The organism is Paraburkholderia sp. LEh10 (genome assembly GCF_017814945.1).
In the GTDB taxonomy this organism is placed as follows: Bacteria; Pseudomonadota; Gammaproteobacteria; order Burkholderiales; family Burkholderiaceae; genus Paraburkholderia.
This window is the reverse complement of the sequence record NZ_JAGIPX010000007.1, coordinates 85,746-105,096: the sequence shown is the minus strand read 5'-3', so window position 1 is coordinate 105,096 and position 19,351 is coordinate 85,746. Positions and strand designations below refer to the sequence as shown.

General features: G+C 59.9%; 14 protein-coding genes. 10 read left to right on the top strand and 4 right to left on the bottom strand.

What is annotated here, in order from left to right:
• Window positions 1-698 precede the first annotated feature (698 nt).
• The 5 genes from J8I87_RS08140 (at window position 699) to J8I87_RS08120 (ending at window position 7,955) form a co-directional block, all read left to right on the top strand.
• Entirely contained in the window at window positions 699-3,047 is a 2,349-nt protein-coding gene (locus J8I87_RS08140) for a polysaccharide biosynthesis tyrosine autokinase (RefSeq protein ID WP_209930932.1), read from the top strand.
• 62 nt (window positions 3,048-3,109) lie between these two features.
• Window positions 3,110-4,225, top strand: a complete 1,116-nt coding sequence (locus J8I87_RS08135; RefSeq protein WP_209930931.1) for a glycosyltransferase family 4 protein — start codon at window positions 3,110-3,112, stop codon at window positions 4,223-4,225.
• Between the two features lie 109 nt (window positions 4,226-4,334).
• Complete coding sequence (locus J8I87_RS08130) at window positions 4,335-5,369, top strand: glycosyltransferase family A protein (RefSeq protein ID WP_209930930.1); 1,035 nt, start codon at window positions 4,335-4,337, stop codon at window positions 5,367-5,369.
• A 20-nt stretch (window positions 5,370-5,389) separates the two neighbouring features.
• On the top strand, window positions 5,390-6,703 hold the full coding sequence (locus tag J8I87_RS08125) for a lipopolysaccharide biosynthesis protein (RefSeq protein ID WP_209930929.1): 1,314 nt from the start codon (window positions 5,390-5,392) through the stop codon (window positions 6,701-6,703).
• Between the two features lie 64 nt (window positions 6,704-6,767).
• The gene (locus J8I87_RS08120; RefSeq protein WP_209930928.1) at window positions 6,768-7,955 is read left to right on the top strand and encodes a glycosyltransferase family 4 protein; all 1,188 of its coding nucleotides are present in this window, start codon (window positions 6,768-6,770) and stop codon (window positions 7,953-7,955) included.
• On the opposite strand, the gene J8I87_RS08115 is transcribed toward J8I87_RS08120, so the two are convergent.
• Together J8I87_RS08115 and J8I87_RS08110 are read right to left on the bottom strand one after the other, a co-directional pair.
• Window positions 7,952-8,602 (bottom strand): phosphatase PAP2 family protein, encoded by a 651-nt coding sequence (locus J8I87_RS08115; protein WP_209930927.1) that lies wholly within the window; start codon window positions 8,600-8,602, stop codon window positions 7,952-7,954. The two genes, J8I87_RS08120 and J8I87_RS08115, sit on opposite strands and share 4 nt — an antisense overlap.
• A 30-nt stretch (window positions 8,603-8,632) precedes the next feature.
• Window positions 8,633-9,934: an O-antigen ligase family protein gene (locus J8I87_RS08110; protein WP_209930926.1), complete on the bottom strand. Its 1,302-nt coding sequence runs from the start codon at window positions 9,932-9,934 to the stop codon at window positions 8,633-8,635.
• Between the two features lie 716 nt (window positions 9,935-10,650).
• Between J8I87_RS08110 and J8I87_RS08105 the strand changes: the two genes are divergently transcribed.
• The 5 genes from J8I87_RS08105 (at window position 10,651) to J8I87_RS08085 (ending at window position 16,146) form a co-directional block, all read left to right on the top strand.
• Window positions 10,651-12,156, top strand: coding sequence for a mannose-1-phosphate guanylyltransferase/mannose-6-phosphate isomerase (locus J8I87_RS08105; RefSeq protein WP_409518732.1), 1,506 nt, complete (start codon window positions 10,651-10,653; stop codon window positions 12,154-12,156).
• 44 nt (window positions 12,157-12,200) lie between these two features.
• The gene (locus tag J8I87_RS08100) at window positions 12,201-13,577 is read left to right on the top strand and encodes an undecaprenyl-phosphate glucose phosphotransferase (protein ID WP_209930924.1); all 1,377 of its coding nucleotides are present in this window, start codon (window positions 12,201-12,203) and stop codon (window positions 13,575-13,577) included.
• A 201-nt stretch (window positions 13,578-13,778) separates the two neighbouring features.
• Window positions 13,779-14,105 carry a hypothetical protein gene (locus J8I87_RS08095; RefSeq protein WP_209930923.1) on the top strand — a complete coding sequence of 109 codons (327 nt, stop codon included), beginning with the start codon at window positions 13,779-13,781 and terminating at the stop codon, window positions 14,103-14,105.
• Between the two features lie 97 nt (window positions 14,106-14,202).
• Window positions 14,203-15,390 carry a hypothetical protein gene (locus J8I87_RS08090; RefSeq protein ID WP_209931033.1) on the top strand — a complete coding sequence of 396 codons (1,188 nt, stop codon included), beginning with the start codon at window positions 14,203-14,205 and terminating at the stop codon, window positions 15,388-15,390.
• A 468-nt stretch (window positions 15,391-15,858) separates the two neighbouring features.
• Complete coding sequence (locus J8I87_RS08085; RefSeq protein WP_209930922.1) at window positions 15,859-16,146, top strand: hypothetical protein; 288 nt, start codon at window positions 15,859-15,861, stop codon at window positions 16,144-16,146.
• 297 nt (window positions 16,147-16,443) lie between these two features.
• Here J8I87_RS08085 and J8I87_RS08080 read toward each other — a convergent pair whose 3' ends face one another.
• Both J8I87_RS08080 and J8I87_RS08075 read right to left on the bottom strand, forming a co-directional pair.
• Window positions 16,444-17,391 (bottom strand): LysR family transcriptional regulator, encoded by a 948-nt coding sequence (locus tag J8I87_RS08080; protein ID WP_209930921.1) that lies wholly within the window; start codon window positions 17,389-17,391, stop codon window positions 16,444-16,446.
• Between the two features lie 60 nt (window positions 17,392-17,451).
• A complete protein-coding gene (locus J8I87_RS08075; RefSeq protein ID WP_409518729.1) occupies window positions 17,452-19,008 on the bottom strand; it encodes an MFS transporter in 1,557 nt (518 codons plus the stop codon).
• Between the last annotated feature and the right edge of the window lie 343 nt (window positions 19,009-19,351).

The following is a 19,351-nucleotide window of genomic DNA, read 5'->3' as shown; positions in this document are numbered from 1 at the left end:
GCATCAAGAGACGATTGGGAATTGTATGTGCGGGACGGGCCTTGAGTGAACTGGCACTACGATTTCGTTACGTGATTTCTTCCGTCGAGTATCAATCTGTTACACGAATTTCAGATAGCAACAACTATTTCTACAGCCCAATTTCGGTGTAACGGGTTCCACACTATCGGCCATTAGTACCCGAATTTAAGCCTAAGTTGTTCTAATTCGAAATGCTCGCGTCTATGCTTCAACGCAACATCAACGGAAAGGCGATCGAAGTCAATTCCTGAATACTCTCACTGAAGTTCTCTGTTAGCGAATCGCGCGTACGAGTGCGCATGACATGCAACTCATCTTTTCAGAAGGTGAGGTGGGGAAGGCGTCATGTCTAGCCACGAACGGTACGCAGATTCGCCACAGTTGCGTGCTCGACGAAGTCTCTCCAGACAATGGAGAGCCGCCGGGCTTTTGGCAACGGTCGGCGCAGAAAAGGGAAAAATGCATGAGCAAAACGCACCATGTCGATCTTTTCGTCCTGACGTTCTGACACGGCATCCAGCAACGCTGGTTTCTATCGGCTGACGCTTCGATGCCGTCCCTGTAACTCATCGGCCCGAGCCGGCTGATCGAGGCTCTATCGCGCTCTGTCAGCGGCTTCCCGGTCAGGCCGCGAAATTGCTGTCTCTCAGCGTGCTCGAGCAACTGAACTTGAAAGGATGACTCCCGTGGATTACTACCCCTCGAACTCGCTTCCTGTCGCGCCTGAGATTGAGCGCGGGCAGCTCAGCTCGCGAGACGTGCTCAATCTGATGCGGGATCACATCTGGGAAATTGTGGCGGCCACCGTGGTCGTATTCCTGTTGGCCGTCGCATACCAGTTCATCGCGACGCCGATCTATTCGGCCGATGTCCTCGTGCGTGTCGATCCCCCGGAGCCGAATGCCCTTGGACTCGCCATTCAGACGCAGGAGGCGCTTCCACCGCCTGCACCATCACCGAGCACCGAGATGGGTGTAATGCTAAGCCGTTCGGTGCTCGATCCCGTGATCGAACGATATCGATTCGACGTGACGGTCTCGCCCCGGAAGATTCCGATTCTTGGGGATCTCGCAGCGAAATTTGCCGTGCCGGGTGAACCGAATGGCGCGTGGCTGGGACTGAAGTCCTTTGCATGGGGCGGCGAAGTCGTAAAGGTCGGGTATCTGAATGTTCCGCAGAATTTCGAAGAAGAGAAGCTGACGCTCGTCGCGCTCGATGGTGGTGCATATGAATTGCTGGGCCCGTCGGGCGAGTTTCTGCTTAAGGGTCAAGCCGGCAAGCCCGCGTCGGCCAATGGAATCTCGCTGCTCATCAATCGATTGGCGGCAAGACCGGGAACACACTTCGAAGTAATCCGGTGGAATTCATTGGACGCGACCAAGCGCTTTGCGGACATCGTCAAGGTCACCGACAAGGTGAAAGATTCCGGTCTGATCCAGATCGAGTACTCGAACAAGAGCCCCGCGATGGCTGCGGAGGTCGCCAACGCGCTCGGGCAACAGTATCTCGCGTCCGCGATAGCCAGCCGTCAATTGAACGACACGCAGACGCTCAATTTCATCAAGGGCGAATTACCACGCTTGCTGGTGGACTTACGCAAAAGCGAGGAAGCGCTTAAGAACTTCCGGGCGAAAGCCAGTTCGATGCAGCCGACGGCCGAGGCGCAATCGTATCTGCAGGGGGGCCTGGATCTCGACCGGCAGATCGCCAGCCTGCAATTGCAGCGTACGCAACTGCTGGATAAATACGCGCCAGGTAGCCGCTGGATACAAAACATCGATACTCAACTCGCGCAACTGAACAATGCAAAATCCGAATTCGATAGCCGCTTCCAGAACATGCCGGCGTCCGAGCGCGAGAGTGTCGATCTCATTCGCGCACAGAAAGTGGCCGAGACCGTTTATATGGGCATGGTGCAAAAGGCCGAGCAATTGACGGTTCGCCGTGCAAGCACGACTGGCGGTGCGCACATTCTCGACCCGGCCGTCAGGCCGCATCGCCCGGTCAAGCCTAATCCGCTGATCGTATTGCCGGGCGGCTTCGTGCTCGGCCTCGTTTCGGGCGCTTTTCTGGTCTTCATGCGCCGCCACGTACTGGTCGGTGTGACGGACCCGAGATACGTCGAACGCCGCCTGAGCGTGCCCGTTGTCGGCGAAGTGCTGTTCAGTCATCAGCAGTCGTTGCTTGCCAGGAGCCTGCCGGCCGCCGTGCGAAAGCCGCTGGAGGGTAACGTGGGGCGCGGCGCGGTAGCGTTGCAGCGCGGCTCAAGCGGGAACGAATCCCATGTGGGGCCGGGCGAGAAGATCGATCCCTCGTTCGGCTACTCCGGCAACAAGATTCTGGCGGAACGGTTTCCTCATGATGCGTCGGTGGAGGCGCTGCGCGCCGTCCGCACCGCGATGGCGCGAGACCTCGCGCAAGCGCGCAACAACATCGTGATGATTACCGGGCCGACCACGTCGGCGGGCAAAAGCTTCGTCGCGGCGAATCTTGCCACCTTGCATGCGGAGGCGGGCGCGCGGGTCGTGCTGATCGACGGCGATATGCGCCGCGGCCACCTCGCTGCATTCTTCTGCCAGAGCAACCGCGGCGGCCTTTCGGAGGTGCTTGCCGAACGTATCACGTTGCGCGATGCGCTGCGGCAAGTTGCGATTGAAGGCGTGACTTTCATGTCGTGCGGCGCCCGGCCGGAAAACCCCGCGGCATTGCTGACGAGGCCTCGTTTCAGAGAAGTGCTTCAGCGGCTAGGCAATCATTTCGATCTGGTGATTGTCGATACACCGCCATTTCTTGCCGTCACCGACGCGTCGATCATTGCAAACGAGGCGGGCTCGTCCTGGCTCGTCCTCCGTTCCGAGATGCAGACGGAGGAAGAGATCGCCGACACCATCAAAAAGATCGAGCGTGCCGGGGGACGCATAGCCGGTGCCGTGTTCAACGGCATACCGCTGCGTCGTAGCACCCGCAACTACGGATATGCGACGAACTATGCGAGCGATCTCGGGGACGTCGAGACGGCGACCTGATGCGCCGACCCGCGTTCGAACGCGCGCTGAAGCCCATACAACCTCGTGAGGCGGAGAATCCAATGGCATTCGCGATCAATGGAAAGTTCACCTCGCAACCGATGACGGGCGTTCAGAGGGTTGCATATGAACTCACGAGAGCAATGCAAATGCGTGAATCTCCAGGCAATGAACTGGAGATCTTCGTGCCTCAGAACGCGATGGAGCCAGGTGCGTCCCTTAAGCGACAGCGGCGGTTTCCGTGGCTGCGGGGCACGTTATGGGAGCAGATCACGCTGCCGATTGCGGCGCGCGGCAGGACGCTCGTCAACCTGTGCAACACGAGTCCGCTTCTCAAGCGCAGACAGGTCGTCATGGTTCACGACATGGCCGTGTATGACGTACCGGCTGGCTTTTCGAAGAAATTCCTGATGTGGTATCGGCTTTGCTTCTCCATTCTGCCGAAACTGGAGCCGCAGGTTCTGACCGTATCGGCCTTTTCGAAGCGCCGCATCTGTCATCACCTGAAAATCGATGAGTCGCGTATCGCCGTCATCCCGCCTGGTGCGGATCATTTGGATCGCGTCGTGCCGGATCATCGCGTGATCGACCGTCTGCAAATCGAGAATGACGCGTATTGCGTGATCGTCGGGAGTCTTGACCCGCGTAAGAATCTTCAGCGTGTTCTCGACGCCATTGGCAATTTGAGCCATTTGCGCGACGTCAAATTCGTCATCGTGGGCGGAAAGAACCAGCGGATCTTCGCAGACGAACATATGGAAGAGGCGCGGCTCTCCAGGCAGGTTGTATGGGCCGGCTTCGTGTCGGATAGCGAGCTCAAGGCGCTATACGAACATGCGGGCTGCCTCGTGTTTCCGTCGCTATATGAAGGCTTTGGACTACCGCCCCTCGAGGCGATGTATTGCGGCTGCCCTGTGATTGCTTCATCGCGCACTTCGATACCCGAGGCGTGTGGCGATGCCGCGATGTATTGCGATGCCACGTCTGCTGAAGACATTGCGGAGAAGATCTCCTTGATGATGAACAACAGCGCGTTGCGGCAGCAGTATAGAGAAAAAGGAATCGCGCATGCGCGCGAATATCGGTGGGACTATTCGGCACAGAGGCTGCTCGATGTTTTATATGGCAACGAAAGCGAACCGCTTTCCGAACTGGCGCCACGTCCATCAGTGGGTTAACCGATGAATCAGCCTAACGAGACGCATGTTTTATTGCAAAGGCGGTAGCGTCATTTCCGCAGGGAAGTTTGAACTTTTTGTTGACCGTTCCTGATAGCTTCGAGGTTCCATGAAAGAGATCGCCATCGTCATCTGCAACTACAACTACGAACGTTTTCTCGCCGAGGCGATCGATTCCGCACTGGCCCAGGACTACGAAGGCACGCGCGTAATCGTCATCGACGACGGGTCGACTGACGGCTCGCGAGCCATGATCGAGCAGTACGGCTCGCGCGTAGCGGCGATATTCAAGGAGAACGGCGGTCAGGTATCCGCGTACAACGTTGCCGTCGAGATGCTGGATACGGAATTCGTGATCTTCCTGGATTCCGACGACGTTCTTTACCCCGGCGTCGTTTCCGAAGTGATGCGTGAGTTCGAGAACAGCGACGTGGCGAAAGTGCAATTTCGCCTCGATGTGATCGACGTCGAAGGTAATCAGACGGGCGCATATGTTCCACACTCCGCACCACCGTCCGATTGCAGGCGTTTGCTGATGAAAGGCTGGCTCTATCCGTCACCGCCCGCATCGGGTAACGCCTATCGGTTGAGCGCGCTGAAGCAGGTTTTTCCGGTTCCCGAGACGGGCATCAATCGTTATGGCGCAGACTTCTACGCGATCTACGGTGTCGCTCTCGTCGGACCCGTGGCCACGATATCCAGATCGCTGGGATCTTACCGTGTCCACCACACGATTGAACCGAGCGTGTCGTTTGCGAACTCCGAGCAGATAAAGAAAGCGCCGCGAGCGTTCAAGGAAAGATGGGTGACCTTGCGTGAAGTCGCACGGGCCCGTCTCAATCTCGACCTGCCGCCGTCGTTCTACGACTTCGCGCACGAGAAATCCTATTTCGGTTCGAGTCTCTATCGCGCTCCATTGAGCAAGCGTTGGCGCTGGATGGCGCATGAATCACACGACTATCTGCACACCATCATCGCCAATCCATTCTGGAGCCTGAAGAAGAAGTTGGGAACGCTCTTTCTGTCGAGCCTTTGTCTGTTGCCGTTTTCGCCGCTGTCCGACTTTGTGATCCGGTACATTACCAACCCGCTTGCGCGCCGTGGCGCGGTGGCTGAGCAGGAGCGAGGCCGCCATGCAACGTGATCGACAACGAAGAGGTTGAAATGGACGGTAAAAAGAACGCGAACGTCATCGCATTCGTCTACGGCGGATACCTGATGAGGTATGTGTACCTCATCATCGTCGTGCCGTTCTATGGCCGGGTGCTGGGGGTCGCCGAATACGGACGGGTTCTCGCGGCGATGTCGCTGATGAATGTGATCTGGATGCTGGCGAGCTATGGCTTCACGTTCGTCGGCATGCGCGAAGTGTCCAAGGCGCAGGGAACAGCCGAATGCAACGGCATTTTCTCGTTGCATGTGAGTGCGCGCCTTGCGTTAGGCATCGTGGGCGCCTGCATTGGCGTGATTGCCACGTTTTGTTCGCCGACATTGTCGGAGCGTCCTGTGATCGGTTTTCTCGCGACGGCGCTCGGCGTCGTTTCAGCGTTGAATCTCGGCTGGCTGTACCAGGGGCGTCATCATTTTCGAACACCCATCATGATCGAGGTTTTCGGCTTTGCGCTGAGCCTCGTGCTCGTGTTGATCCTCGTGAGAGAACCCAAGGACTCCGTTTGGGTCGTAGCTAGCCTGTTGATTGCAGGCGTCGCGTCACTGGCGATCTCGTATGGGCTAGCGATGTATCAGCTGGGCAGGCCGCGCCTCTCGTTATCAGGCATCGTGCCTCTCGTGAAAAGCTCGACGATGCTGTTCTGCTATTCGTCCGGTTCGGTCGTGCTCACGGCATCATCCACTTACCTTCTGACGCTGCTGTCGACGCCTGATCAGGTGGGCTATTTCGGTGCCGCCGAGCGTTTTGCGACGATCGGGCTGAGTCTGATGGGTCCTGCGGGACAAGTCTTCATCCCGACGATCTCACGCCAGCTTGCGCAGGGTGACAAGGCGGGCGCGCACGCCACGACGAGGCGCGGCGCAATATTGATGCTGGGTTATGGCCTCGCGGCTCTATGTGGCGCGTTGACCTTGTCACCGATCGTCCTGCCATTGATTCTCGGCCAGGCCTTCACGCCAAGCGGCCATGTATTGCAGTGCTTCGCATGGATGTTTCCATTCGCGGCCTTCAACCAGTTCGCCGCGTTCTACGTTTTCGTACCCCGGAAGAAAGATCGGGTGCTGGCCATCGTCGGCGCGGCCTCGGGGATAGTCAATCTCGTCGCGGCACTGTGCCTCGCGCCGCGATTCGGCGCGGAAGGCATGGCGTTTGCCCGTGTCATCGGGGAGCTTTCGCTTTCCGCCATGCTGCTGTTGATCATGATCCGACTGGAACTCGTGACGCTCGTGCCGGGCGCCGACCGCGCAATCGCCATGGCGCGCGTCGCGTGGGGCGTGAGGGGCAATGGCGTGGGCAAGGACGAATGAGGTTGCTGTCGATGCGGCGGATTCGGAATAGTGGAACGGACTGGACGAGTACAAGGAGGTAGAGGTGAAAGTAGCCATTGTTCACGACTGGCTGGTGGTATCGGGCGGTGCGGAGAAGGTGCTGGAAAATATCATCGAATGCTTCCCGGACGCGGACCTGTTTTCCCTCGTCGATTTTCTGGAGGACCGGACGTGCATCAAGGGTAAATCCGTCGAGACGTCGTTCATTCAACGAATGCCCTTTGCGAAGAAGCGCTACCGCGCGTACTTGCCGTTAATGCCGATTGCCATCGAACAGGTCGATTTGTCCGGCTACGATCTCGTCATCTCAAGCTCGCACGCCGTCGCAAAGGGGGTGTTGACGGGGCCGAACCAGATGCATGTGAGCTATGTGCACTCGCCTATCCGTTACGCGTGGGACCTTCAGCATCAGTATTTAAGGGAATCGCATCTGACGACGGGCATCAGGTCCGCGATGGCGCGGGTGCTGCTTCACTATATCCGGGGTTGGGATTCTCGTTCTGCGAATGGCGTGGATCATCTGCTCGCCAATTCGAAGTTCATCGCGCGGCGTATCAAGAAGGCTTATCAACGTGAGGCGACTGTCATTTATCCGCCCGTCGATCTCACCCACATGCCACTGCGCGAAGACAAGGAAGATTTCTACGTGACGGCGTCCCGGATGGTGCCGTACAAACGCATCGATTTGATCGTCAAGGCGTTTTCGCAGACGCCTGAACGCCGCCTCGTCGTGATCGGAGATGGGCCTGACATGAAAAAGGTCAAGGCCGCCGCGGGCGATAACGTCACGATCCTCGGCCATCAGCCGTTCGACGTGCTCGTCGATCATTTGCAGCGTGCGCGTGCATTCGTATTCGCGGCCGAGGAGGACTTTGGCATTTCGGTCGTGGAAGCGCAGGCGTGCGGGACACCCGTTATCGCTTTTGGCAGGGGGGGAGCGCTCGAATCGGTGCTTGGATTGCCTCAAAAGCGGCCGACAGGCGTCTTCTTTCCGGAGCAGACACCCGAATCGCTACTGGAAGCCGTTGCGCGGTTCGAGCGGCACGCCAGTCTCTTCGAGCCGCGTCAGTGCCGCAAGAACGCGGAGCGGTTTTCAGCGGAGAAATTCAAGGCAGAATTGATGTCATTTATCGACGCGCGCTTGCCTCCGGAACTTGCGGCTGATCATCGCGCGCCTTCGTATTCTGTCGAAGAGGTTCTGGTAGATGAAGATCGACATCTGGTCGCTTAACTACGCGATCCTTTGTCGGACGATCCGCGTGCGGGCAGCACGGCAGGGAAGCGTATTCGGGAAAGCGCGCACACGAGCGTGGGCGTATTTTCCCGAAGCGCTGCCGACTTCGTTTCGATGAGATCCTGAAATGGTGCTCTGTGACCATACGCGATGCTCGTTACGATCAGCAGACAGAGCGTTGGCCAGATAGGCTGAAACGGCCTGAACTCGTTTCGAAGCGCCAAGCGCAGGAACACCCAGGCGGCGATCGATCCGATGGTCCAGCCAATCAGGACTTCCGCGACGGAATGTGAATGACCGTGCACGCGTGACATCCCTGTCATCGCACCCAGCAGCAGTCCCGCGACGATGCCCGGCGAAACGGGCTGGCGCCACCATCGCAATACCAGCGCGAAGGCGACGACCCAGACGGCTGTCGACAGCATCGTGTGGCCGCTGATCACGCGGAAATGGGCGAGCGGCACCGACACGCCCCACGCATAGTAGAGAACCTTGGTGACGCCGACGAGCAGCATGCCGCAAGCGAGCGTGAGGCCCCAGCGGTATGCGAGTCCCAGCTCGGTTTTCGCAATCCACACCGCGCATACGATCGCCACGGGCAGTGTGACCGCTGCATCGCCGAGGTTGGAGTAAAACGTCCACATAAGCCGATTGAGGGTCCTGTTTCGGTTCGATCACGCGCCGGGTACGCTGCGTCCGGCGGCAGAAGGATAAGGATGCCGTTGGTCCCGATAGGGCGGCGGCGCATTCACAACCCGTCGGCCGTGTTCCGGAGCCGTGACGCGCACGGGGCGAGCTGCGAGCAGCAGCGACACGACAAGCGTAAGAATCAGCACATTCGACGGCGAAACGAGCCGGTGCTCGGTTGCGGCCATCACGAGCAGGCACACCGACGAAAGTTCGACGAATCTGAACGCCGCAAAGTTTCGTCCGCGCTCGATCAATGCACTGCGGGCGGCGCCATATTGGCTCCACTTGATGAGTCTCCAGAAGAAACTCAGCATCAACGCAAGGCCGACCACGCCAAGTTCCGCAAGGAAGTTCAGATACGAATTGTGCGCATGTGAATCGCTATGTTCGATGATGATGTCGGACGGCACGCCCAGCAGGCCGAAATACGACACGACGCTGCGGATCTGATCGTCGAATGAGCCGAAGCCCATTCCCACGATCGGGCTCTGCCGGAAATAGGCGAGGGCGCGCGGCCACAGCCATTCGTAGCGGATGTTCAGGTTGGCGAGCTTGGCGTCCGAGTTGTGGATCGTGAATGTGTAGCCCATATAGTTGACGTTTGGCTCCGTGTTGTATATCGCCATTGCAAGCGATGCGACGACGAGGCTCGACATCAGCGTGGCGAGAATCACACGCTTGCGCCCGAAATACAGATACGGAAGTACGGCGACGGCACCGAGCAGCGAACCCCGGCTAAAGGTCGAAAAGAGCATGAGCGCATTGAGCGCGATGAGCGCAAGGAGAATCTTGCTGCGCTTTTGCAGGTAGCAGGCAATGCCGAGACAGAAGAGCATCGCAAGAAATCCACCCGCAGCATTGCGTGCAATGAAAAAGCTGCCGAAGCTGTTGTCGTAATTCTTGAAGATACTGAGCAGACCATTTTGCACGATGTAGTAGGCGTAAGGCGGTACATTGATGAGCACCGCGAATACGAAGAACGCGCGCAGAATCTTGTTCAAGTCCCAGCGATGGGCGTATACGCATCCCGCGAAGATCGGCGCATAGGCGACGAAGTAATTGCCGTCGCGCCGGTAAAAATCGAATTCGGTCAGCGAATGCGGATCGTATAGCAATGTCGATACCAGCACGTACAACGTGAGGGCCGTCAACGGCGTGATGAATGACGGGTAGCTTCGACCGAAAAAGCGCCACGCGCAAAACAAAATCGGTAGAAAGCCGACCGCGCTCACGGGAATCAGATTGGTCACCGTCAGGAACAGCGCGAGTAGCGATATGTAAGCCATTTCGACTCTCATAATGAAGAGATGTGCAACCCCACTAACGGATACGCACGTAAATGGGATTGCGCGCGGCCAGTCACCGAATTTCCGATCGACTGGCCCGAGAAGAATTGCGACTTGCCTTGATGAGCAGTCTTTCCTATTCGGCGAGGAGCGCGTCTGGCGGGAACGTGCCAGGCTGGTGCAATACAGCTCGATACTGGGCACCACTACCCGGATGCCTGTTAAAAGGCAGTCGATAACACAGCCGCATTCCAACGTACCATGAATGGGGACCGATTTCCACGCCGAAACCGATTAGAAAAAAAGATGGCTTGGCCGATTGACCGACGACGAGCGAAAGGCTCAGCGCGTGAAGCCATAACTTCAACCGTTCGCGCCAGAAGCGCCTGTCGTGCGGTGCAACGTGTCTATGATTTCTAGCAGGTCGAATTGAATATCGTGACCTCTAGTCGTCGCAAACTTCGATCGGACCATTCACTTTGCAGGGTTGCGCGAGCACGACGCGGGCCCGGGCCTTTTCATGTTGGTCGTTGCTCATCGCGCCCTGAGCGGGCTGATGGGACGCGCGGCCGTCAAGTTGATGCGGCGAGGCTTGAACGCCTCGCCTGCAGAGTGTGCAGACAAGAAACCCCGTCCTGCACATTTCGTCGAGGCGAAAATGAGCGAAGGACAAACTTCAATACAGGGAGATTGAAGTGGATAAACGAACCACGAATGTGGAAGAACATGACATCGCCGTAGTCGTTGCGGGAGCGGCAAAGGAATGCCGGCGGATCGTACAGGTCATTCTGGCGGGCGGGTCGGGTACGCGCCTGTGGCCCATCTCGCGTGAACACTATCCAAAGCAGTTGATCGACGTGATCGGCGATCAGTCGTTGCTACAGGCGACGATGACGCGTATGCAGGGATTCGCGAATACGTGGGATGTTGCTGCTGAGCCCGTGATCGTTTGCGGCGCCGAGCATTCGTTCGCGACCCGGGAACAGGCGCGTCAATGTGGCGTCAAGCCATGTGTCGTCGTCGAACCCGCGCGGCGCGATACGGCGCCTGCATTGACGCTGGCCGCGTTGGCTGCGTTGAGCGCAAGCGCGGGCGGCGATGATCCCATCCTCGTGGCGATGCCCGCGGATCATGCGATTGCTGATGTACCTGCGCTGCACCGCGCAATCGAACACGCCGCGCGTCACGCGCAGGCGGGCGAGATCGCGACACTGGGTGTGCCGCCGACGCGCGCCGACACGGGCTTTGGCTATATCCGGCTTGGTGCGCGGCTGCAGAGCGGCGCGCACCGGATCGACCGCTTCGTGGAAAAGCCCGCAGCGGAACTGGCCGCGCAATACGTTGCATCGGGCGGCTACTGGTGGAACAGCGGCATGTTCGTGGTTCGCGCGTCCGTATGGCTAGCGGCAGTCGAGCATTTCCAGCCTGACATGCACGCAGCGTGTATTCAGGCCCATGCAAGCGGAACACGCGAAGACGACTCCATCGCGCCGGGCGCGCCCGAATTCGAGGGGTGCCCGTCTGATTCGATCGATTACGCGGTGATGGAGCAACTGGGCAAGCCGGATTCGCCGTTCACGGGTGTCGTTGTGCCGCTCGAAGCCGGGTGGTCCGATCTCGGCTCATGGGACGCGGTTTGGCAAGCGATGGACAAGGACGAGTTCGGCAATGTGGCGAATGGCCGCGTACTGCTGGAAGGCGCGACGGCGACTTATGCGCGGGCGCAAGGCGGCCGGCTCGTCGCTTGCGTTGGCACTCACGATCTCGTCGTCGTCGAAACCGACGATGCCGTGCTCGTCGCGGATCGCTCGCATGTGCAGGACGTCAAAGGTCTGGTGTCGCGTATCAGGAAAGAAAAGTCGCCGGAGGCCGACAATCACAGAAAGGTGCACCGCCCTTGGGGCTTCTACGATTCGATCGATCATGGAGACCGCTTTCAGGTCAAGCGGATCGTCGTGAGCCCGGGCGCTTGCCTGTCGTTGCAAATGCATCACCACCGTGCAGAACACTGGGTCGTCGTGAGCGGAACTGCGCTCGTGACGCGAGGCGAAGAACAGTTCTTGCTGACAGAGAACCAGTCGACTTACATCCCGCTGGGCGTAAAGCACCGACTCGAGAATCCCGGCCATATGCCGTTGCAGATCATCGAGGTTCAGTCGGGCGCCTATCTCGGCGAGGACGACATCGTGAGGTTCGACGATAACTATGGCCGCTGCAAGTGATCGCCCGTAGCGCAGACAGTGTGTGTGGTGAACGAGGTGTTGTGATGCGTGCAATAACAGGTCTACTGGCAAGGCTGCTCGACGTCGCCTTGATCGTGACGGGGGCAATCGTGGCGTCGCAAATCCGTTTCGACGATGCGTCGCAGCGGGGTTTCTATCTTGCGTTCGTCGCATTTGCGGCGGCATTTTCACTCGCGATTTTCCCGGCGCTCGGCGTGTACGAGTCGTGGCGCGGACGTTCCAAACGGGTGCTGGCGGGGCAACTGGCGTTAGGGTGGCTCGTCGTGCAGGCCTGTGCATTGGCGTTGATGTTCTCGCTGCATCGGATCGACTTCGTGTCTCGCCTCTGGTTCGCGTACTGGACGGGCATATCCGGCGGCGCGATGATCGTGAGCCGTCTCGTCGTGCATAGCCTGCTCGGGCGTGTCCGTCACGCGGGACTCGACTTGCAGACCGTCGCGATTGCCGCTTGCGGAGACCATTGCAACGAAATCATCCGGAGGATGGAGCGTGCGGCCACATCCGGCTTTCGTCCATGGGCCGTCTACAATCTCCGGCCGGGTACGAAGACCTGTCCGCGCGTGCCGGCATTCGACGATCACAAGGCATTTGCCGCTTACGTTCGCGAGCAGCACATCGCCGAAGTCTGGCTCGCATTGCCGTTGACGGAAGAGCGCGCAATCCTGAAGCTCGTCAACGAGTTTCGCAATGATCTGATCAACATACGTTTCATGCCGGACGTGCGAACGCTCGCGCTGTTCGAAGGCAGTGTGACGAGCCTGCTGGGCCTGCCGACGATCAATCTCGCCGCATCGCCATTGCCGCCTAACGCGATGCTCAAGAAGGACCTGTTTGACCGGCTGTTTGCGCTATGCGCACTGCTCGCGATTGCACCGATCATGCTCGGTTGCGCGATTGCAGTGAAGCTGAGTTCGCCTGGGCCCGTCTTCTTCAGGCAGCAGCGCAAGGGTGCGGATGGCCGCGTCTTCACGATCTACAAGTTCCGGACGATGCGTCTGCACGAGCAGAAAGAGGGCGTGCTCGAACAGGCAAAACGCGACGATCCGCGCATTACGCCTGTGGGCGGCTTCTTGCGCCGCACGAGTCTGGATGAGCTGCCTCAATTCTTCAATGTGCTGTGCGGCGACATGTCGGTCGTCGGACCGCGTCCTCATGCGCTCGAACACGACGACCTGTATCAGAACGTCGTATCGGGGTACATCCATCGCTACCGTATCAAGCCCGGCATTACAGGCTGGGCGCAGGTGAACGGCTTTCGCGGCGAAACGGATCTGCTCGAAAAGATGGAAGGCCGTGTCGAGCACGATCTGTACTACCTTTGCAACTGGTCTTTCGCACTGGACTTGAAGATCATTTTCGCGACCATTTTCAAGGGCTTTTCTCATCGGAACGCGTATTGAGCGTGATCGCCCGGCTCGCGCGGCGCTGATGAAAAGCAAAGCGACGCGCGTTCGAAGTCGAGCGCGCGAACACCTCTGGGTTCTGTTCGAGCAGGTCCGCTATAAATGACCGATGCAATCAGGTTGGAAAAGTCTTCGATTCGCGCGCAATGCAAAGAGTGGCGAAGCGAATCGCGAGCCACGATACAGACGGAGCGTGACTTGAGCGAACAGCTTTGGTGCGTTCATCTCGAAGGGCTGAACGACTTCGTTGCGGCCGCTTCACGCGAAGCGGCAGAGCAGGAAGCGACGGCGATCAATGCGTATCTGGCTAGCCAGACGAATGACGCGCCCATGCGTATCGTGCGAGCGTCGGCTGTCGAATGGCCTTTTACCGCGGCAGGCCATGCGCGATCGCTTGAAGCCGACTGGGACGACCTGCAGCATATGCCGCACAGGCGCGTGAGTGCCGGCCGGCGCGAAGGTCGCCTGTCGGCACTGTCGCGGCGGCTCAAAGCGTTGCTGCCTGGCACGCAAAAGGGAGATTAACCGCAATACGCTCGTGCGGGAACGCCACCTGCAACAGGCGTGGGTGTCGCTCGGCGCGCAAGCCGAAGTTCGTTCAATTACTCACGCGGAGGCCGGCATGGTGTACGGCATCGTTTCAAGGATCGTCGTGGTCGGCTCTATTCTGATGCTGGCGAGTTGCGGTGGTGGCGGTGGCGGTTCAAGCCCGACAAGCGGCGGTTCCGGTTCGAACTCCACGGGGTCGACAGCGCCCGCTGCGAGCGGGCCGGCTCTTGCGACCGCGACACCCGTAGTCGATGGCACCAAGCTCGGCGACGCGTATTGGCCCGCAGGCTCGACGTCGACGGGCGGAACGGGCCAGCCGGTCAGCGGATTGAATTGCGCGGCGCGCGGCAATACATACACCTACTCGCATCTGTCCATCTTTCTGAACGGCAGGCTGCTCGCACTGCCTGCGAACATCGGCACCGTCGAGCCGACGATGGCCGCGCAAACGGGCTGCGCGTACCCGGTGCATACCGTCGACGAGAGCGGCAAGATTCGCATGGACGCGAGCACGGGCGCGTCATATACGCTCGGTCAGTTCTTTGCGATCTGGGGTCAATCGCTTTCGACATCGAATATTGCGGGATTGACGGGGATGCCCGTCAACGTCTACGTGAATGACGGCGGCGCGCTCACGCAATACAAGGGCGATCTCGCAAGCCTCGTCCTGCCTGCGCACGGCGAGGTGACGATTGAAGTCGGCACGCCCGTCGGCCCAATCCCAACTTACACGTGGACCGACCCGCCGGCCTTCGATCCGAAGCAGACTGTCCTCACGTTCGGCGGCACGGTCGGCATAGCTAACTGGCCGAATGGCAACACCTCGACGGGCGGCAAGGGCGCCGCTGTGGATGGACTCATCTGCGCGGCGGGAATGAGCGAGCTTTATCACGTGCACGCGCACCTGGCGATCGTGAACAATGGGAAATGGCTTGCGTTGCCCGCGAACGTCGGCCTTCTGTCCCAATGCAACTACGAGATGCATACGCATGACCAGACAGGCATCATCCACATCGAAACGCCGAACGTGAAGAACTACACGCTTGGCCAGTTCTTCGATATCTGGGGGCAGGCACTTTCCAGCACCAATGTCGCGGGCATTACGGGAACAGTAGTCGCATACATCAATGACAATGGCGACGTGCGCCGCTATGACGGCGACTTGCGCGATATCGAACTGATCTCGCACCGCGACATCACCTTGGAGATCGGCCAGCCGCTGCCTATGCTGCCGACGTATTCGTGGTACGAGCCACAGTGACGGCGGATGGAGTCCGCTCAGCGCGGCGAGCCTGAGCGACCATCGAAAGCGCGCCGTGCAAAGCGGCGCGCTTTCTTCTTATACGCACTGTTGGGCGACCTCTGACGGCGGATCGAAAAACGTTGGCTGACGCCAGACATACCGTTCTCTCGACCTGCGTGCAAACACAATCGTCGCACAAGCCGATCTGCTTTGTTTTCAAACGATTAGCGCGAATTCGCGGGCACGCGCGCGGCCATTGGCATAAGCCGTGCATTTGAAGCCGCGGGCACAACGAAGACAGGCCTGCGCGAGCGCCACGGCATTGGCAGCATTGCCCGGATTTTCGTGAAAGTGTTGTTCGTTTGAGCCTCGCTGGCAGCGTGCCGCACGGCGCTGCACATCGTCCCATCGACGTCGGACACGGCGCGCCGCAATGTCTATTCATCGCGGGGCCGCTGAACGTTTGGCAATCCAACTGGAGTCGCTATGAAAGCGAAAACCCTCGCTACGTTGTTAGTCGCAAGCTCCGCAGCGCTCGCTGCGCCCGCCTTCGCAAGCGGATATGGCCCAGCGCCTTACTATCGTCCGGACGCTGGCGCGCCCGCATCGCAACGCGGTCAATCCGCTCAGACGCTAGCCGTCGAACAGGGCCAGTCCGGCATGGCCGATGAAACTCAGGGCGCCGTCGGCGGCGACGACATGATGGGAACCCGGATGCAGTCCGGCCGGCGTGGTCCTGTCGACACCGTTGACCCGCTCGACCGCGGCGGTTGATGCGCAAGCCCGCAGAGCGCCCGTTCGCTGGTGCTCTGCGGCTTGCGATCAATGCGCGAAGCGGATCTCGAGCGAACGCCAATAAGTCTGCAGGCCGGCATCCTGAAGCGGAATCACATAGGCGACATGGTCCGATTTCTTCGTGACGGCACGCTCGTGCATCTGTTGCCGGAATGGGAGGTTCGGCCGGGTCGCACGGCGCCTGCGATATGGGCTGTCTATCCGCCGAAGAAAACGGTGTCGTCGAAGGTGCGGGGCTTTCATCGACTTCTGTTGGGCCGTCTTCAATCAGGAAGGCTATGGGGAAAGTTGAGCCGTGTCGCGCAGATCCGCTTCGTGTGATTCGAGCATCTGCGGTATGACGTCGCGCAGAAATTCGACGAAGGCCTTGATCTTCGCGTCGAGATAACGACGCGACGTGTACAGCGCGTACGCGTTGAGCGGTTGCAGACGGTAGCCGGGCAGCACGCGGACCAGCGAGCCGTCGCGCAACGCCGGCGCGGCCGTCGACATCGGCACGGCGCCGATGCCGATTCCGTCCTTCAACGCAACGGCCAGCGCGTCCGCCGAATTGACCCGGAAGCCCGCGGGATGCAGCGGCACGGTTTGTGTTCCGCCCGGTCCGTCGAGCAACCATCGGTCGTTGGGGAACAGCGGCGACACGAAGCGGAAGCATGCATGCCGCGACAGTTGATGCACGTCGCGCGGCGCGCCGTGCTCCCGTAGATAGGCAGGCGCCGCGCACAAGATGCTGTGCAACGTGCCGAGCGGCTGCGCAACCAGACTGGAATCGGGCAGTTCGTCCGCGCTGAGTTGCACGCTGACGTCGTAGCCTTCGTCGATGATATCGGGCACGTGCTGCGACAGTGTCAGATCGACCGATACGGAAGGATGGCGCTGCCTGAAGCGAACGATGGCGGGCGTCACATACGTCTGTCCGAAACTCGCCGTCGCATGCACGCGCAACTGGCCCGTCGGGCGAACCTGTGCGTCGGCGGCCTCGGCTTCCGCCTGTTCGACGACCGCGAGGATCTGCTCGCAGCGCTGCAGATAGCGATGCCCGGCCTCCGTCAGCACGACTTTGCGCGTGCTGCGATTCAGGAGGCGCGTGTGTAAATGGGCTTCGAGCGCGGAGATCGCGCGCGACACGGCGGGTGTGGTGATGTTCAGGCGCATCGCGGCAGCCGTGAAGCTGCCTTCTTCCGCGACGCGCACGAAGATCCGCATGGTGATGAATGTATCCACGGGTCAGGCGCGTCGCGTTGCGCGTCGCGCTCGTTCGTCAAAGTGGCTCACTGTAAGTCTTCAGTCGATTTGCCGCTGGTACAGTGCAAAGAGTCCTCCCATCACGGCGATGGCGATCAGGAAGTAGAAGCCGTCCAATGCGCTCAGGAAACTTGCCTGCTGCGTGACGGCATGGCTGATCTCGACGAGCGCGAGAAGCTGGGCGTCGTGCGCCGCGTGGCCCAGTCCTTCGAATGCGTGGGTCAGCCCATCGAGCGTGTTCTGAAACACGGGGTTGAACGGATTCACGAACTCGGCCAGGCGCGCCTGATGCACGGCTTGTCTGTGCTGTTCGAGAATGATCATGCTTGCCGTCGAGAATGAATAGGTGAGTTGCTTGACGATATTCTTGAAACGGTAGCTGTGGTTGAACTCTTCGATCGAGAAGATGCGGAACGTCAGGTTCGCGACGGGCAACACGATAAACAGAAGCAGCAGTCCGCGCAGCAGAAGAGGCGGCAACAGCCACGGCATGCTGACATCGGGCGGCATGCTCGCCATCCAGCCGCCGATCAGCGCCGCCATCAGAAAACCGGCCACGATCATCCAGCGCTTGTGCTTGACGCGGGATGCGTAGCGGAAGTACACGGCCGCCATCGCCAGTGAAGCGAGCGACGTGAGACCGACGAGCCGCCCCGCATTCTCGACGGGATAGCGCAGCCCGCTTTCCAGAAACCTGGAGACCAGATAGCTGAATGCGTTGCTGATGTAATAGAACAGCATATACAGCACGATGCCGACCTGGAAGGTCTTTTCGCGCAACGCATGCAGCCGGACGAGGGGATTGGGATGATGCCACTGATGCCACGCGAACCAGCCTAGCGACAGCAGGCCCGCGCCCGCCAGGCAAACCAGCAGCGGGGAACCGCTGAACAGCTCGAACCGCACCTGCTGCATCACGATCTGCAGCGTGCCCTGCGCGAAGGCGAACACGATGTACGGCCAGAAATGCGCTTCTCCGCGCTCTTCGGGCTGCAAGCGGCCGGAGGGCGGCACGACGAGCAGAACGAACGCGGCCATCCCGACGCCGGCCAGCGCCGTGCACGTGAAGAGCGCGCGCCAGTCCAGGTGGGCGACCAGATAGCCGCCCGTCAACGGAGCGAGCGCGCTGCCGAGCAGGATCATGCGCAGGAACGCGCGGACGGCCACGGGGCGCTGCGCGGGTGTGAAGCGGGTTTGAATCAGGATGCGGCAGGCGCCCATCATCGGGCCGAGGAAGTAGCCCTGCGCGCCGCGCGCGAAGGCCAGCTCGATCGCCGACTCGCTGAGCGCGGCCGCTACCGCGCCCGCAGCGAATAGCAGCAGGCATCCGCCCATATAGCGCCGATATCCGAGCCGCTCGACCCACCATTGCTGCTGAAGGATGCCGAGCACGGAAGCTACGGCATAGGCGCTGGACGACCACACGAGCTCGTCCGGCGATGCGTTGACGCCGCCCGCGATATAGCCGGTGAAAAACGAGAAGATCGTGTTGTCGAAGTAGTCGAGTCCGGTGGCAAGCGCAATTGCCCAAGGGAAGAAGTCCTCGCGAAGCCGCCCGGCCGTGAGCGACCTCTGTTGGGAAGACATCGCGCTCACGCCGCGACGTTTCCGGTTCGTGGCTTCACGCCGTGGCGGCCGGCTGCGTCACGGATCGGAACGAGAGGGGAGTCGGCAGTGGACATGCGAAAGGCGTGCAGCGGGCAGTGCGGTCAGGATGAAACGGATTATACATCAACGTGTACGTGCGCGTATATGTTGACCCGTGCGCGCGGCGGATTCCATGCGCGGGGATCGAGACCTTCTTGCGGACGGTTGCTGGAGAGGGTGAATCAGGCGGGCTTGGATGCCCAAAGGCTTGGCGCAACAGGCGGCCCCGCGCGGCGCGCCGGCCGCGTCGGAACCTGGCTTGGACTTCCGCGGGAAATGTGGGCGGCAGCGC

What these genes read in the sequence shown, in the direction of transcription:
- J8I87_RS08140 (WP_209930932.1), top strand. Translation starts at nt 699, where the DNA reads ATGACTCCCGTGGATTACTACCCCTCGAACTCGCTTCCTGTCGCGCCT.
- J8I87_RS08135 (WP_209930931.1), top strand. Translation starts at nt 3,110, where the DNA reads ATGGCATTCGCGATCAATGGAAAGTTCACCTCGCAACCGATGACGGGC.
- J8I87_RS08130 (WP_209930930.1), top strand. Translation starts at nt 4,335, where the DNA reads ATGAAAGAGATCGCCATCGTCATCTGCAACTACAACTACGAACGTTTT.
- J8I87_RS08125 (WP_209930929.1), top strand. Translation starts at nt 5,390, where the DNA reads ATGGACGGTAAAAAGAACGCGAACGTCATCGCATTCGTCTACGGCGGA.
- J8I87_RS08115 (WP_209930927.1), bottom strand. Translation starts at nt 8,602, where the DNA reads ATGTGGACGTTTTACTCCAACCTCGGCGATGCAGCGGTCACACTGCCC.
- J8I87_RS08110 (WP_209930926.1), bottom strand. Translation starts at nt 9,934, where the DNA reads ATGGCTTACATATCGCTACTCGCGCTGTTCCTGACGGTGACCAATCTG.
- J8I87_RS08100 (WP_209930924.1), top strand. Translation starts at nt 12,201, where the DNA reads ATGCGTGCAATAACAGGTCTACTGGCAAGGCTGCTCGACGTCGCCTTG.
- J8I87_RS08090 (WP_209931033.1), top strand. Translation starts at nt 14,203, where the DNA reads ATGGTGTACGGCATCGTTTCAAGGATCGTCGTGGTCGGCTCTATTCTG.
- J8I87_RS08085 (WP_209930922.1), top strand. Translation starts at nt 15,859, where the DNA reads ATGAAAGCGAAAACCCTCGCTACGTTGTTAGTCGCAAGCTCCGCAGCG.